Genomic DNA, 14,713 nt, shown 5'->3' with positions numbered 1-14,713 from the left:
CTTCGCCGGGATCAATGCACCTTTGCCGCAATGTTACATCTCGATGCTCAGGTGTTCACGCATCCGACGGGACGGCGGTGAGCGCTCAGGCGCCGAACGAGCCCGGTCCGCGGCGTCGGAGGTACTTCTCGAACTCCGCGGCGAGTGCGTCGCCGTCGATCTTCGACAGGGCGTCGTCGGTGCCGGCCTCGGCATCGCCGCGCTCCTCGAGACCGCGGACGTACTCGGCGATCTCCTCGTCGTCCTCGGTCATCTCGGTGACGGCCTGTTCCCACTCCTCGGCCTGGGCGGGCAGGTCACCGAGCGGCACCTCGAGGTCGAGGACCTCCTCGACCTGCCCGAGCAACGCCACCGTCGCCTTGGGATTGGGCGGGGTCGACACGTAGTGGGGGACCGCCGCCCAGAACGACACCGCGGGGATACCGGCGTTCACGCACGCGTCCTGCAGCACCCCGGTGATGCCCGTCGGACCCTCGTAGCGGCTCTCCTGCAGGTTGTAGGCCAGCGCGGAATCGGTGCTGTAGGCCGTGCCGGTCACGGGGACCGGCCGGGTGTGCGGCGCGTCGGCGAGCAGTGCGCCGAGGATGACCATCGTCTGCACGTCGAGCGACCGCGCGATGTCGAGGATCTCCGCGCAGAATCCACGCCAGCGCATGTTCGGTTCGATGCCGCGGAGCAAGACGACGTCGCGGTCGGCTCCCGGCGGGCTGCACCACGACACCGACGTGGCCGGCCACTCGATCCGTCGCGTGACGCCGTCGATCTGCTTTACGATGGGACGGTTGACCTGGAAGTCGTAGTAATCGTCGGAATCGATCTCGGCGAGGGGTTGCGCATCCCAGATGAGGGCCAGATGTTCGACCGCGCCGCTCGCGGCGTCACCTGCATCGTTCCAGCCCTCGAACGCTGCCACGAGGATCGGTGACCGCAATGTGGGGAGATGGCCGGTCTTCTCAGCGTGCACCGAACCAGCCTACGACCGAACACCGATAGGGAGCGAACTACGCTGAGTACCATGTCTGCCACCACCGGAACCGATTCGTACGACTCGGCCTTCCTCGACGCGATGGCCAAACGAGTGCTCGTGGGCGACGGGGCCATGGGCACGATGCTCCAGGCCGCCGATCTCACCCTCGACGATTTCAACAATCTCGAGGGCTGCAACGAGATCCTCAACGACACCCGCCCCGAGGTGCTGGCCGGTATCCACCGCGCCTACTTCGAGGCCGGTGCCGACGCGGTCGAGACCAACACATTCGGCTGCAACCTCTCCAACCTCGGCGACTACGACATCGCCGACCGCATCCGGGAACTGGCCCGCAAGGGCGTCGCCATCGCCAAGGGCGTGGCCGACGAGATGGGCCCGTCCGACGACGGGACGCCGCGCTTCGTCCTCGGCTCGGTGGGCCCCGGCACCAAGCTCCCATCGCTGGGCCACACGACCTTCGCGGTGATCCGCGACGCCTACCAGGAGTGCGCCCTGGGCATGCTCGAGGGCGGCGCCGACGCGATCCTCATCGAGACCTCGCAGGACCTGCTGCAGGTGAAGGCCGCGGTGCTGGCCGCCAAGCGCGCCATGGAGCAGCTCGGTCGACGGATCCCGATCATCTCCCACGTCACCGTGGAGACCACCGGCACGATGCTGCTCGGGTCGGAGATCGGCGCCGCGCTGGCGGCCATCGAGCCGCTCGGCGTCGACCTGATCGGCCTCAACTGTGCGACCGGCCCGGCCGAGATGAGCGAGCACCTGCGGTACCTGTCCAAGCACGCGCGCATCCCGGTGTCGGTCATGCCCAACGCCGGTCTACCGCAGCTCGGCCCGAAGGGTGCCGAGTACCCGCTGCTGCCCGACGAGCTGGCCGAGGCGGTCAGCGGCTTCGTCTCCGACTACGGCCTGTCCTTCGTCGGCGGCTGCTGCGGCACCACCCCCGAACACATCTCGCAGCTGGCCCAGGCGGTCCGTGGCACCACCAAGGGCACCCGGGCCGTCGAACACGAGTCGGAGGTGTCCTCGCTCTACGCGTCCGTGCCGTTCGAGCAGGAGAACAGCTTCATGATGGTCGGCGAGCGGACCAACTCGAACGGTTCGAAGGCCTTCCGCGAGGCGATGCTCTCCGGCGACTACCAGAAGTGCCTCGACATCGCGAAGGACCAGACCCGCGACGGCGCCCACATGCTCGACCTCAACGTCGACTACGTCGGCCGCAACGGTGCCGAGGACATGACCGCGTTGGCCACGCGTCTGGCGACCTCGTCGACGCTGCCGATCATGCTCGACTCGACCGAGCCCGCGGTCCTGCAGGCGGGACTTGAGGCCCTCGGCGGTCGCTGCGCGGTGAACTCGGTGAACTACGAGGACGGCGACGGACCCGACTCCCGTTTCACCAAGATCATGCAGCTCGCGGTGGAGCACGGCGCCGCCGTGGTCGCACTGACCATCGACGAGGAGGGTCAGGCGCGTACCGCCGACTGGAAGGTCAGCGTCGCCGAACGGCTCATCACCGACATCACCGAGAACTGGGGGCTCGGCGAGGAGGACATCATCATCGATGCCCTCACCTTCCCGGTCTCCACCGGTCAGGAGGAGACCCGCAAGGACGGCATCGAGACCATCGAGGCCATCCGCCGGATCCACGAGGCGCACCCGTCGGTGCACTTCACCCTGGGTATCTCCAACATCTCGTTCGGCCTGAACCCCGCTGCACGTCAGGTGCTCAACTCGGTGTTCCTGCACGAGTGTGCGCAGGTCGGACTCGACACCGCGATCGTGCACGCCTCGAAGATCCTGCCGATGGCGCGTATCCCCGACGAGCAGCGCGAGGTCGCGCTCGACCTCGTCTACGACCGCCGCGGAACCGATGGCGTGCGCAGCGACGGCAACGCCGACTACGACCCGCTGCAGACCCTGATGGGTCTGTTCGAGGGCGTGTCGGCGGCGTCGGCACGCGAGAGCCGCGCCGAGGAGATGGCCAAGCTGCCGCTGTTCGAGCGTCTCGAGCGGCGCATCGTCGACGGTGAGCGCAACGGTCTCGAATCCGATCTCGACGACGCGATGAAAGAGGTCCCGCCGCTCAAGATCATCAACGAGACCCTGCTCTCGGGCATGAAGACCGTCGGTGAGCTGTTCGGCTCCGGTCAGATGCAGCTCCCCTTCGTGCTGCAGTCGGCCGAGGTCATGAAGATGTCGGTGGCCCACCTCGAGCCGCACATGGAGGCGACCGGCGAGGACGGCAAGGGCCGCATCGTGCTGGCCACGGTGAAGGGCGACGTCCACGACATCGGCAAGAACCTCGTCGACATCATCCTGTCCAACAACGGCTACGAGGTCGTCAACATCGGCATCAAGCAGCCGATCGCGACGATCATCGAGGTCGCCGAGGACAAGCGCGCCGACGTGATCGGCATGTCCGGTCTGCTGGTGAAGTCGACGGTCGTCATGAAGGAGAACCTCGAGGAGATCAACTCCCGCGGGCTCGCCGAGAACTATCCGGTGCTCCTCGGCGGCGCCGCGCTCACGCGCGGCTACGTCGAGAACGACCTCTCGGAGACCTACGAGGGCGACGTGCACTACGCACGCGACGCCTTCGAGGGGCTGCGGCTGATGGACGACATCATGTCCGCCAAGCGGGGCGGCGGCTCGACGCAGGATCCCGAGGCGAAGGCCGCGGCCGAGGCGAAGACCGCCGAACGCAAGGCGCGCCACGAGAAGTCGGCCCGCATCGCGGCCAAGCGCAAGGCCGAGCAGGCGCCCGTCGAGGTGCCGGCACGCTCGGACGTGGCCGCCGACAACGAGATCCCGACACCGCCGTTCTGGGGCTCGCGGATCGTCAAGGGCATCCCGATCGCCGACTACCGCGGTCTGCTCGACGAGCGTGCGCTGTTCCTGGGGCAGTGGGGGTTGCGCGGCACGCGCAGCGGTGACGGTCCCAGCTACGAGGAGCTCGTCGAGACCGAGGGGCGTCCGCGTTTCCGCGAATGGATCGACCGTCTGTCGACGGGCAACATCCTGCAGCACGCCGCGGTGGTCTACGGCTACTTCCCGGCGGTCAGCGAGGGCGACACCGTCCACGTGCTGACCGAGCCGCGGCCCGACGCCGACGTCCGGTTCAGCTTCGAGTTCCCGCGTCAGCAGCGCAGTCGGTTCCTGTGCATCGCCGACTTCATCGCGTCGAAGGAGCGGGCCACCGAGCTCGGTCAGGTCGACGTGTTGCCGTTCCAGCTCGTCACGATGGGCCAGCCCATCGCCGACTTCGCGAACGACCTGTTCGCGAAGGACTCCTACCGCGACTACCTCGAGGTGCACGGCATCGGCGTGCAGCTCACCGAGGCGCTGGCCGAGTACTGGCATCAGCGGGTGCGGTCGGAGCTGACGTTCGACGGCGGTTCGGTGGCCGGCGACGACCCGACGTCGCCGCAGGGATTCTTCGATCTCGAGTACCGCGGTGCGCGCTACTCGTTCGGCTACGGCGCGTGCCCCGATCTCGAGGACCGCGCGAAGATGATCGAGCTGCTGGAGCCGGGTCGCATCGGGGTGGAGCTGAGCGAGGAGCTGCAGCTGCATCCCGAGCAGTCCACCGACGCGTTCGTCCTGCACCACCCCGAGGCCAAGTATTTCAACGTCTGACGTGGAGTCGACGGGCGTGGCCCCCGCCGATCCCGGGAACGGTGCGCTGCCGCGCGCGGTTCTCTGGGATATGGACGGGACGCTGCTCGATTCCGAGAAGCTGTGGGATGTGGCGATGGCCGAGCTCGCGGTGCGGCTCGGTGCGGTGATGACCGTGGAGTTGCGTCAGTCGACGCTGGGCAACTCGATGGTCGGCGCGATGACGAAACTGTTCGATGCCGCGGGTGTGCCCGAGGCGCAGCGTGACCTCGACGGTCAGGCCCACTGGTTGCGGGGACGGGTCGCGGAGCTGTTCGCCGACGGCATCCCGTGGCGGCCGGGTGCCGACGCCGCCCTGCGGACGATCGCGGCGGCGGGGATCCCGATGGTGTTGGTGACCAACACCGAACGCGACCTCACCGAACGGGCTCTGCCGACGATCGGCAAGCACCGCTTCGCCCACACCCTGTGCGGCGACGAGGTCGCCGAGGGCAAACCCGCGCCCGACCTGTACCTCGCCGCGGCGCGGGCGGCCGGGGTGCCGCCGGCGGACTGTCTGGCGATCGAGGATTCACCGACCGGTGCCGCGGCCGCCGGGGCGGCGGGGTGCCCGACCCTCGTCGTGCCGTCCGACGCCGACGTCCCGCAGGCGCCGGGACGCACGTTCCGCGAGAGCCTGGTCGGCCTCGACGAGGCCGCGGTGTCCGACGCCTGGCGTCGCGGTCGGGCCGGTCACGCGGCCGTGGGAGACTGATCTCCCGTGAAGACCTTCGACGACCTCTTTGCCGAGCTGACCGAGCGTGCTGCGACCCGCCCGGAGGGCAGCGGGACGGTCGCCGCGCTCGACGCCGGCGTCCACACCCTCGGCAAGAAGATCATCGAGGAGGCCGGTGAGGTGTGGCTGGCCGCCGAGCACGAGTCGGACGAGTCGCTCGGCGAGGAGATATCTCAGTTGCTCTACTGGCTGCAGGTGATGATGATCAAACGTGGTCTCACACCGGCAGACGTGTACCGGTACCTGTAGACGCCTCACCCTCACGTCCCTCACGAAGGAAACCGATCACATGCTGCGCGTTGCCGTGCCGAACAAGGGTGCGCTGTCGGAGTCGGCCGCGGCGATGCTCGCCGAGGCGGGCTATCGCCGACGCACCGACGCCAAGGACCTCACCGTCCTCGACTCCGCCAACGACGTCGAGTTCTTCTTCCTGCGTCCCAAGGACATCGCCATCTACGTCGGTTCGGGCGAGCTCGACCTGGGCATCACCGGCCGCGACCTCGCGTGGGATTCGCAGGCCCCGGTCACCGAGAGTCTGTCGTTGGGCTTCGGTGCGTCGACGTTCCGCTACGCCGGTCCCGTCGACACCGCGATGACCGAGGCCGACCTGTCCGGCCGTCGGATCGCGACGTCGTTCGCGAACATCGTGCGCGCCGATCTCGAGCGCCGCGGCATCACCGCGGAGATCATCCGACTCGACGGTGCCGTCGAGATCTCGATCCAGCTCGGCCTGGCCGACGCCATCGCCGATGTCGTCGGATCGGGACGCACACTGCGGCAACACAATCTGCAGGCGTTCGGTGACGTGATGTGCCAGTCGGAGGCCGTACTCATCCACGGTGCCGACGTCGCGCCGTCCCGCGCCGCCGAACAGCTCATCAAGCGCATCGAGGGCGTGGTGGTCGGCCAGCAGTACGTGATGATGGACTACGACTGCCGCAAGGACCTGCTCGACGCCGCGGTGGCCATCACGCCGGGCCTCGAGTCACCCACCGTCGCACCGATGGCCGACGAGAACTGGGTCGCCGTGCGTGCCATGGTCCCGCGGGCCGGGCACCAGTCGGTGATGGACGACCTCTCGGCGATGGGTGCGAAGGCCATCCTCGCCAGCGACATCCGCTCCTGCCGCTTCTGAGAGGCGTCGGCGGTCCTCAGCCCGCGCGGGTGATGAGGATCGTCTGACTCGACCGACCCGTCGACCCCTCGTCGTCGAACAGATCGGCGGCGGTGTACCCGAATCCGTGTGCGCCGCCGACCATCGCGGCGTCGATGCCGGTCCAGTCACCGGTCGGTGTGCGGCGCAGGTGGATGGTGGTGTCGGTGTTCATCCACGTCCACTCCGAGGGCGAGAGCATCGAGCCCAGGCCGTTGGCGACGTCGACCATGCAGCAGGTGCGCGTCAGCGGTGTCGCGGTCTCCCCGGCGACGATGTCGACGGTCGGCCGCAGCCACGCCAGTCGCGGCCGAGCCGGGTCGGTCGACCCGCGGAACTCGACGGTGGAGATGAAACCCGTTGCACCCCAACCGGCGTCGAGCCACGAAGGCAGACCGGCGGACGTGTCGTCGACGGCGGGCACCGGAGGGTTCTCGGCGGTGCCGGTCACCGCGGCGGTGTCGGAGGTGGCGAGGAACCAGGCCGTGGCGCGCGCCGCGGTCCGGAAGTCACCGGAGGGGGTCTGCACGTCGAGTTCGGCCTGCACCTGCGCAATCTGCCGACCCGGGCGGAGGATGCGAGCCCGAACCCGGTTCTCGGACAGTCCGATCGCGCCGAGGATGTCGACGGTGACGCGCGACATCGCGAGGTGCGTCGGGAGGTCGAGATTCTCGATGGCGCGGACCATCAGAGCCGAGGGCGGGCCGCCGTGCTGGATGGTGTCGGTCCACACACTGACCGAGTCGGCGGTCGGCATGAGGTGTTCCCAGCCGTCGTCGACGCCGAGCGGGACGTAGTACGCACGCTCGTCGGACCCGGCGGCGTCGGTGGGGGCGGTGGGGGCGGTCACGAGGCGAGGTGATCGGCGACGGTGTCCTCGGCGGGCGTGCCGGGCCAGCCGGGGTAGGGCGGTATCTCGCCGCCGAACTCGGGACAGCGGGCCTTGTGGTCACACCATGTGCACATCCGCGACCTCTTCGGCCGGAAGTCGCCGGTGACCCCGGCGGCGAGGATCGCCCGCCAGATCGCGGTGAGGGTGCCCGCGAAGCGCTCGAGCTCCTCGGCGTCGGGGGTGTAGCGCAGTTCCTGCCCGTCGGAGAGGTACATCAGTTGCAGGCGCGCGGGGACGACGCCTCGCAACCGCAGGATGGCCAGCGCATAGAACTTCATCTGGAACAGCGCGCGGGCCTCGAACATCTCGCCGGGGGAGCGGCCGGTCTTGTAGTCGACGACGCGGACCTCCCCGGTGGGGGCGACGTCGATCCGGTCGACGAACCCGCGCAGGGCGACGTCGTCGGCGAGGTCGATCTCGATGCGCATCTCGCACGAATCGGCGTCGAACGCCGTCGGGTCCTCCATCGTGTAATAGGTCGCGATGAGTCGGTGGGCCTCGGCGAGGAACGCCGGGACCTCGGCCTCGGCGACCAGGGACCGTAAGTCGGGATCCTTCTCGCACAGCACATCCCACGCGGCGTCGACCAGGACGTCGGCGGTGTCGGCGGTGCGCAGCGGCGCGGGGAGGTCGAACAGGTTCTCCAGCGCCGAGTGCACCACCGTGCCGCGGACCTGTGCGGTCGTCGACGCCTCGGGGAACCGGTCGATGGCGCGGTAGCGGTACAGCAGGGGGCACTGCTTGAAATCCGCCGCGCGCGAGGGCGACAGGGCCGGCCGACGCGGCCCCTCGGGAACGGGATCGACCAGCGGTGCCGGGGTGTTCCGCGTCGGGTTGTCCACTGCGGGCTCGAGGCCCGCGAGGTCGAGGTCTGCAGGGTTGAGGTCTGGCGCCGTGCTCACACCTGGCAGGGTATGCCTGATGTACGACACACCCGCGCAGGACGCGACCGGTGACCCGATCGCGGCCGCCTCGGCGTTCACCGTCGGTGACCGGGTGCAACTGACCGACACCAAGGGCCGAAAGTTCACCGTCCACCTCGAGGTGGGGGGCAGTTTCCACACCCACCACGGCGCGATCGCCCACGACGACCTCATCGGCACCGACGAGGGCACGATCGTCTCCTCGACCCGTGGCGCCCAGTACCTCGCACTGCGGCCGCTGCTCACCGACTACGTCCTGTCGATGCCGCGCGGCGCGCAGGTGATCTACCCCAAGGACGCCGCACAGATCGTCACCGAGGGCGACATCTACCCGGGCAGCGTGGTGCTCGAGGCCGGCGCCGGATCGGGCGCGCTGACGTGTTCGTTGCTGCGCGCCGTCGGGCCCCAGGGGCGGGTGCTGTCCTACGAGGTCCGCGAGGACCACGCCGAACACGCGGTGCGCAACGTGGAGACCTTCTTCGGTGAACGTCCGGCGAACTGGGAACTGACCGTCGCCGACATCGTCGACTTCGCCGCCACGGCCGATGCCGCGGCATCGGTCGACCGCGTGATCCTCGACATGCTGGCGCCGTGGGAGACGCTCGACGCCGTGGCGTCGGTGTTGCGACCCGGCGGCGTCCTCGTGGTTTATGTGGCGACCGTCACACAGCTGTCACGGGTCGTCGAAGCCCTGCGTGAGCAGCAGTGTTGGACCGAACCTCGGTCCTGGGAGACCATGCTGCGCGAGTGGAACGTGGTCGGTCTGGCCGTCCGCCCGTCGCACAAGATGCAAGGTCACACCGCCTTTCTGGTGACCGCCCGGCGCCTCGCTCCCGGCACGGTCACCCTGCGACCGCAGCGACGCTCCAACAAGGGCTCCAACGACCGCTGATCGACCGGGCGAGCGGTGGGCGTCGTCCCAGTTAACGAGACGTCAACGCCGAACGTCGTGCCATGCGGGGCATGTCGCCCCGCACGCCGGTAGCGTGGGGGAACGGTGAAACCGATGGTGTTCCGCCGGGGAGAGGAGTCAGCAATGACCGAATCCGATCGCCACGACCCCACAGGCGCGCAGAAATCCACCGCGCGCTCGGCAGGCTCAGGCAACGCCCCCATGCCCGATACCGGGAACCGAGGTCTCAACATCCCTCCGGACTCCACCGACACCGACCCGCAGACGCGCATCGAGACGCTCACCGCGCGCAACGCGAAGCTGCTCGACACCCTCAAGGACGCGCGCCAGCAACTGCTCGCATTGCGCGAGGAGGTCGACCGACTCGGCCAGCCGCCGAGCGGTTACGGCGTGCTGCTCGACACCTATGAGGACTCCACGGTCGACGTGTTCACCTCGGGTCGCAAGATGCGTCTCACGATCTCGCCGAACATCGAGGTCGAGTCGCTCAAGCGCGGTCAGACCCTGCGCCTGAACGAGGCACTGACCATCGTCGAGGCGCTCGCGTTCGACTCCGTCGGCGAGATCAGCACCCTGCGCGAGGTCCTCGGGAGCGGTGACCGTGCGCTCGTGGTCGGCCACGCCGACGAGGAACGCGTCGTCTGGCTCGCCGAGCCGCTCATGGGTGACGTCGACGGCGAGGACGGGAAACGTCGCAAGCTGCGTCCCGGTGACTCGCTGCTCGTCGACACCAAGGCCGGCTTCGCGTTCGAGCGGGTTCCCAAGGCCGAGGTCGAGGACCTCGTGCTCGAGGAGGTGCCCGACGTCGGCTACGAGGACATCGGTGGCCTCGGTCGCCAGATCGAGCAGATCCGCGACGCGGTCGAACTGCCGTTCCTGCACAAGGACCTGTTCCGCGACTACTCGCTGCGCCCGCCGAAGGGTGTCCTGCTCTACGGTCCTCCCGGCTGCGGCAAGACCCTCATCGCCAAGGCCGTCGCCAACTCGCTGGCCAAGAAGATCGCCGAGGCCCGCGGCGACGACGCCCGCGAGGCGAAGTCGTACTTCCTCAACATCAAGGGCCCCGAGCTGCTCAACAAGTTCGTCGGCGAGACCGAGCGGCACATCCGGTTGATCTTCCAGCGGGCGCGGGAGAAGGCCTCCGAGGGCACCCCGGTGATCGTGTTCTTCGACGAGATGGACTCGATCTTCCGTACCCGCGGATCGGGCGTCTCCTCCGACGTCGAGACCACCGTCGTCCCGCAGCTGCTCGCCGAGATCGACGGTGTCGAGGGACTCGAGAACGTCATCGTCATCGGTGCGTCGAACCGCGAGGACATGATCGACCCCGCGATCCTGCGTCCCGGCCGACTCGACGTGAAGATCAAGATCGAGCGACCCGACGCCGAGTCGGCGATCGACATCTTCTCCAAGTACCTCGTCGACACCCTGCCGATCCACACCGACGACGTCGAGGAGTTCGGTGGCGATCGCGCCGCATGCATCGCCGCGATGATCGAACGCGTCGTGGAGAAGATGTACGCCGAGAACGACGACAACCGCTTCCTGGAGGTGACCTACGCCAACGGCGACAAGGAGGTCATGTACTTCAAGGACTTCAACTCCGGCGCGATGATCCAGAACGTCGTCGACCGGTCGAAGAAGTACGCGATCAAGTCGCAGCTCGAGACGGGCACACCGGGACTGCGGGTGCAGCACCTGTTCGACTCGATCCTCGACGAGTTCGCCGAGAACGAGGATCTGCCGAACACCACCAATCCCGATGACTGGGCGCGCATCTCGGGCAAGAAGGGTGAGCGGATCGTCTACATCCGCACGTTGGTCACCGGCAAGAGCGCCGGCGCCAGCCGTGCCATCGACACCGAGACGAACACCGGCCAGTACCTGTAGGTCTCGTCGCAGCCTCTAGGCTCGGGGCATGCAACGAATCATCGGCACCGAGGTCGAATACGGCATCTCCGCACCCAACGAGGCGGGCGCCAATCCGATCATGACCTCGACGCAGGCGGTTCTCGCGTACGCCGCGGCGGCGGGGGTGCCCCGGGCCAAGCGGACGCGATGGGACTATGAGGTGGAGTCGCCGCTGCGGGACGCCCGCGGGTTCGATCTCGGTCGGGGGTCGGGTCCCGCACCGATCATCGACGCCGACGAGGTCGGTGCGGCGAACATGATCCTCACCAACGGCGCCCGGCTCTACGTCGACCACGCGCACCCCGAGTACTCCGCGCCCGAGGTGACCGATCCGATGGACGCGGTCATCTGGGACAAGGCCGGCGAGCGCGTCATGGAGGCCGCGGCACGCCATGTCGCGAGCGTGCCCGGTGCGCCGAAACTGCAGTTGTACAAGAACAACATCGACGGCAAGGGCGCCTCGTACGGCACCCATGAGAACTACCTCATGGCCCGCGACACCCCGTTCACCTCGGTGATCACCGGTCTCACACCGTTCTTCGCCACCCGGCAGGTGTTCACCGGCTCGGGCCGGGTCGGCATCGGCCAGTCCGGCGACGACCCCGGCTTCCAGCTGTCGCAGCGCGCCGACTACATCGAGGTCGAGGTCGGGCTCGAGACCACCCTCAAGCGCGGCATCATCAACACCCGCGACGAGCCGCACGCCGATCCCGACCGGTACCGGCGTCTGCATGTGATCATCGGCGACGCGAACCTCGCCGAGACCGCCACCTATCTCAAGGTGGGCACCGCCTCGCTGGTGCTCGACATCATCGAGGGCGGGGTCGACCTGCGCGACCTCGAACTCGCCCGACCCGTCACCGCGGTGCACAAGATCAGCCACGATCCCACCCTCACGCAGACCGTCGCGCTCGCCGACGGCCGGGAGATGACCGCCCTTGCGGTGCAGCGGATCTACCACGAGCGTTGCGCCGAGTTCTTCCGCACCCGCGGTGGCGACGACCCCCGCGCACAGCATGTCCTCGACACCTGGATCGACGTCCTCGACCGCCTCGAGCGCGACCCGATGGAGTGTTCGGACATCCTCGACTGGCCGGCCAAGTTGCGTCTGCTGGAGGGCTTCCGCAACCGCGAGGGTCTCGCCTGGTCGGCGCCGCGACTGCAGCTCGTCGACCTGCAGTACTCCGACGTCCGCCTCGACAAGGGTCTCTACAACCGTCTCGTCGCGCGCGGATCGATGAAGCGACTGGTCACCGAGGCCCAGGTGATGGACGCCGTGTCGTCGCCGCCGGAGAACACCCGCGCCTACTTCCGCGGCGAGTGCCTGCGGCGTTTCGGCGCCGACATCGCGGCCGCGAGCTGGGATTCGGTGATCTTCGACCTCGGCGGCGACTCGCTGGTGCGGATCCCGACCCTCGAGCCGCTACGGGGCAGCAAGGCCCACGTGGGGGCGCTGCTCGACTCGGTGGACTCGGCGGCCGAACTCGTCGACCAGCTGACCACCTGAGCCCGCCCGGGGTCGGCCTCACGCGGTAGCGGTGGGTCGGCCACGTGGGCGACCCTTTCCGACATGCGCCCCGGTAGGGTGTTCCTACGGACCTTCCCGACGTGTCGCCGGGTGAGATCGCAGGCTCAAGGAGGCAGCAATGGCGCAGGAACAGACGAGGCGTAGCGGTGGCGGGGACGACGACTCCGGCTCCGGGCCCGACACGAGCGCCGGCCAGGAACGTCGCGAGAAACTCGCCGACGACACCGACGACCTGCTCGACGAGATCGACGACGTGCTCGAGGAGAACGCCGAGGACTTCGTGCGCGCCTATGTCCAGAAAGGCGGCCAGTGAGCGATCCGGTCACCCCGCTCGGTCGAGATCTCTCCTCGTTCCGCGACCTCTCGTCGTTCACCGATCACCTCCGACGCAACGCGCCGGAACTGTTGCCCGACAACCGGTTCGCCGTGTCGTCCGGGGCCGACATGATCCCGCACGGCACCACCATCGTCGCGGTCAGCTTCCCCGGCGGGGTCCTGATCGCCGGTGACCGCCGCGCGACCGCGGGCAACATGATCGCCAGCCGCGACATCCGCAAGGTGTTCGTCACCGACGAGTACTCCGCGGCCGGTATCGCCGGCACCGCGGGAATCGCGGTGGAGATGGTGCGACTGTTCGCCGTCGAACTCGAGCACTACGAGAAGATCGAGGGCATCCCGCTCACGCTCGACGGCAAGGTCAACCGCCTCGCCGCGATGGTCCGCTCGAATCTCGGTGCGGCCATGCAGGGTCTCGCCGCCATCCCGATGCTCGTGGGCTACGACGTCGACGGTGACGACAGCACCGGGGCCGACCCGAACCGTCGGGGGCGCATCTTCTCCTTCGACGTCGCCGGTGACCGGCACGAGGAGTTCGGTGGGTTCCAGGCCATCGGCTCGGGTTCGGTGTTCGCGAAGTCGGCCCTGAAGAAGCTCTACCGGTCCGATCTCGACGCCGACTCGGCGCTGTCGATCGCCGTCGAGTCGCTGTTCGACGCGGCCGACGACGACTCCGCCACCGGCGGACCGGATCTCGTGCGTCGCATCGTCCCGACCGCTGTCGTGGTCGGCCGCGACGGCGCCGAGGAGATCGCCGCCGCTCGTATCGAGGAAGCCGCGCGAGCGGTCGTCGCGCAACGAACCGCGGCGAACGACGCCGCTCCGTGGGGAGGGACGGCATGACGTTCCCGTATTACGCCAGTGCCGAGCAGATCATGCGCGATCGCTCGGAGCTCGCCCGCAAGGGCATCGCCCGCGGCCGCAGCGTCATCGTGCTGACCTACGCCGACGGCGTGCTGTTCGTGGCCGAGAACCCGTCCAACGCGTTGCGGAAGGTCTCCGAGATCTACGACCGCATCGGGTTCGCCGCGGTCGGCAAGTACAACGAGTTCGAGAGCCTCCGCAAGGCGGGAATCCAGCTCGCCGACATGCGCGGTTACAGCTACGACCGCGCCGACGTGAGCGGACTCTCGCTCGCCAACGCGTACGCCAACTCCCTGGGTTCGGTGTTCACCGAGCAGGCCAAGCCGTTCGAGGTCGAGCTCTGCGTCGCCGAGATCGGACCGTTCGGGAGCACGAAACCCGCTCAGCTGTACCGCATCACCTACGACGGGTCGATCAACGACGAGACCCGTTTCCTGGTCATGGGTGGCGCCAACGAGGCCATCTCGACGGCCATGAAGGACGGCTACGTCGCCGACGCCGACCTCGCCACCGCTCTGACGACGGCCGTGGCGGCCCTGGGTTCTCCCGCCGCGCCGACCAACGGATCCGCGGCCGCGACACCCGAGCCGCGCGTGCTCACCGCGGGTGATCTCGAGGTGGCGACCCTGGACCGCAACCGGCCGCGCCGGGCGTTCCGGCGCATGTCGGCCGACGCGGTGGCGGCGATGCTGCCGACACCGGAGGCCACGACCGGTCCCGGAGACGGCGAAGCGGCACCGGAGTAGCGGACCGCGGAGTCCCGGGTCGGTTGCCACGCGACGGGCCCGGTCGGCGGCAACCGACCCGCTCACCCC

13 protein-coding genes are annotated in these 14,713 nt (G+C 68.6%); 10 read left to right on the top strand and 3 right to left on the bottom strand.

The features are described from left to right. Positions 1–85: 85 nt before the first annotated feature. Positions 86–964 carry a PAC2 family protein gene (locus ACQ7HM_RS18530; RefSeq protein ID WP_434217718.1) on the bottom strand — a complete coding sequence of 293 codons (879 nt, stop codon included), beginning with the start codon at positions 962–964 and terminating at the stop codon, positions 86–88. 51 nt (positions 965–1,015) lie between these two features. Here ACQ7HM_RS18530 and metH point away from each other — a divergent pair, with 51 nt between their 5' ends. The 4 genes from metH to hisG are packed head-to-tail and all read left to right on the top strand — an operon-like array spanning position 1,016 to position 6,513. Beyond that, the gene (metH, locus tag ACQ7HM_RS18525; protein ID WP_434217717.1) at positions 1,016–4,624 is read left to right on the top strand and encodes a methionine synthase; all 3,609 of its coding nucleotides are present in this window, start codon (positions 1,016–1,018) and stop codon (positions 4,622–4,624) included. A 16-nt stretch (positions 4,625–4,640) separates the two neighbouring features. Next, the gene (locus ACQ7HM_RS18520) at positions 4,641–5,357 is read left to right on the top strand and encodes an HAD family hydrolase (RefSeq protein ID WP_434217716.1); all 717 of its coding nucleotides are present in this window, start codon (positions 4,641–4,643) and stop codon (positions 5,355–5,357) included. A 6-nt stretch (positions 5,358–5,363) separates the two neighbouring features. Further along, on the top strand, positions 5,364–5,627 hold the full coding sequence (locus ACQ7HM_RS18515; protein ID WP_045822783.1) for a phosphoribosyl-ATP diphosphatase: 264 nt from the start codon (positions 5,364–5,366) through the stop codon (positions 5,625–5,627). Between the two features lie 40 nt (positions 5,628–5,667). Continuing rightward, positions 5,668–6,513 (top strand): ATP phosphoribosyltransferase, encoded by an 846-nt coding sequence (gene hisG, locus ACQ7HM_RS18510; RefSeq protein WP_434217715.1) that lies wholly within the window; start codon positions 5,668–5,670, stop codon positions 6,511–6,513. A gap of 16 nt (positions 6,514–6,529) precedes the next feature. Here hisG and ACQ7HM_RS18505 read toward each other — a convergent pair whose 3' ends face one another. Both ACQ7HM_RS18505 and ACQ7HM_RS18500 read right to left on the bottom strand, forming a co-directional pair. Beyond that, positions 6,530–7,381 carry a thioesterase family protein gene (locus ACQ7HM_RS18505; RefSeq protein WP_434217714.1) on the bottom strand — a complete coding sequence of 284 codons (852 nt, stop codon included), beginning with the start codon at positions 7,379–7,381 and terminating at the stop codon, positions 6,530–6,532. Further along, the gene (locus ACQ7HM_RS18500) at positions 7,378–8,232 is read right to left on the bottom strand and encodes a RecB family exonuclease (RefSeq protein WP_434217973.1); all 855 of its coding nucleotides are present in this window, start codon (positions 8,230–8,232) and stop codon (positions 7,378–7,380) included. Before ACQ7HM_RS18500 ends, ACQ7HM_RS18505 begins: the two co-directional genes overlap by 4 nt. 112 nt (positions 8,233–8,344) lie before the next feature. Between ACQ7HM_RS18500 and ACQ7HM_RS18495 the strand changes: the two genes are divergently transcribed. From ACQ7HM_RS18495 to prcA, 6 genes are all read left to right on the top strand, one after another. After that, positions 8,345–9,238 carry a tRNA (adenine-N1)-methyltransferase gene (locus tag ACQ7HM_RS18495; RefSeq protein ID WP_434217713.1) on the top strand — a complete coding sequence of 298 codons (894 nt, stop codon included), beginning with the start codon at positions 8,345–8,347 and terminating at the stop codon, positions 9,236–9,238. A 144-nt stretch (positions 9,239–9,382) separates the two neighbouring features. Then, complete coding sequence (gene arc / locus ACQ7HM_RS18490; RefSeq protein WP_434217712.1) at positions 9,383–11,149, top strand: proteasome ATPase; 1,767 nt, start codon at positions 9,383–9,385, stop codon at positions 11,147–11,149. Between the two features lie 28 nt (positions 11,150–11,177). Further along, positions 11,178–12,677 carry a depupylase/deamidase Dop gene (gene dop / locus ACQ7HM_RS18485; RefSeq protein ID WP_434217711.1) on the top strand — a complete coding sequence of 500 codons (1,500 nt, stop codon included), beginning with the start codon at positions 11,178–11,180 and terminating at the stop codon, positions 12,675–12,677. A gap of 139 nt (positions 12,678–12,816) precedes the next feature. After that, positions 12,817–13,011 carry a ubiquitin-like protein Pup gene (locus ACQ7HM_RS18480; RefSeq protein WP_253663189.1) on the top strand — a complete coding sequence of 65 codons (195 nt, stop codon included), beginning with the start codon at positions 12,817–12,819 and terminating at the stop codon, positions 13,009–13,011. Next, the gene (prcB, locus tag ACQ7HM_RS18475) at positions 13,008–13,877 is read left to right on the top strand and encodes a proteasome subunit beta (protein WP_434217710.1); all 870 of its coding nucleotides are present in this window, start codon (positions 13,008–13,010) and stop codon (positions 13,875–13,877) included. Before ACQ7HM_RS18480 ends, prcB begins: the two co-directional genes overlap by 4 nt. Beyond that, entirely contained in the window at positions 13,874–14,644 is a 771-nt protein-coding gene (gene prcA, locus ACQ7HM_RS18470) for a proteasome subunit alpha (RefSeq protein WP_434217709.1), read from the top strand. The genes prcB and prcA overlap by 4 nt, the downstream gene beginning before the upstream one ends. The last annotated feature ends 69 nt before the right edge of the window (positions 14,645–14,713 follow it).

The sequence above is a fragment of the Williamsia sp. MIQD14 genome, from assembly GCF_051025635.1.
In the GTDB taxonomy this organism is placed as follows: Bacteria; Actinomycetota; Actinomycetes; order Mycobacteriales; family Mycobacteriaceae; genus Williamsia_A.
Note: the sequence above shows the minus strand (reverse complement) of the source record. Positions and strands in the feature narration are given on the sequence as shown.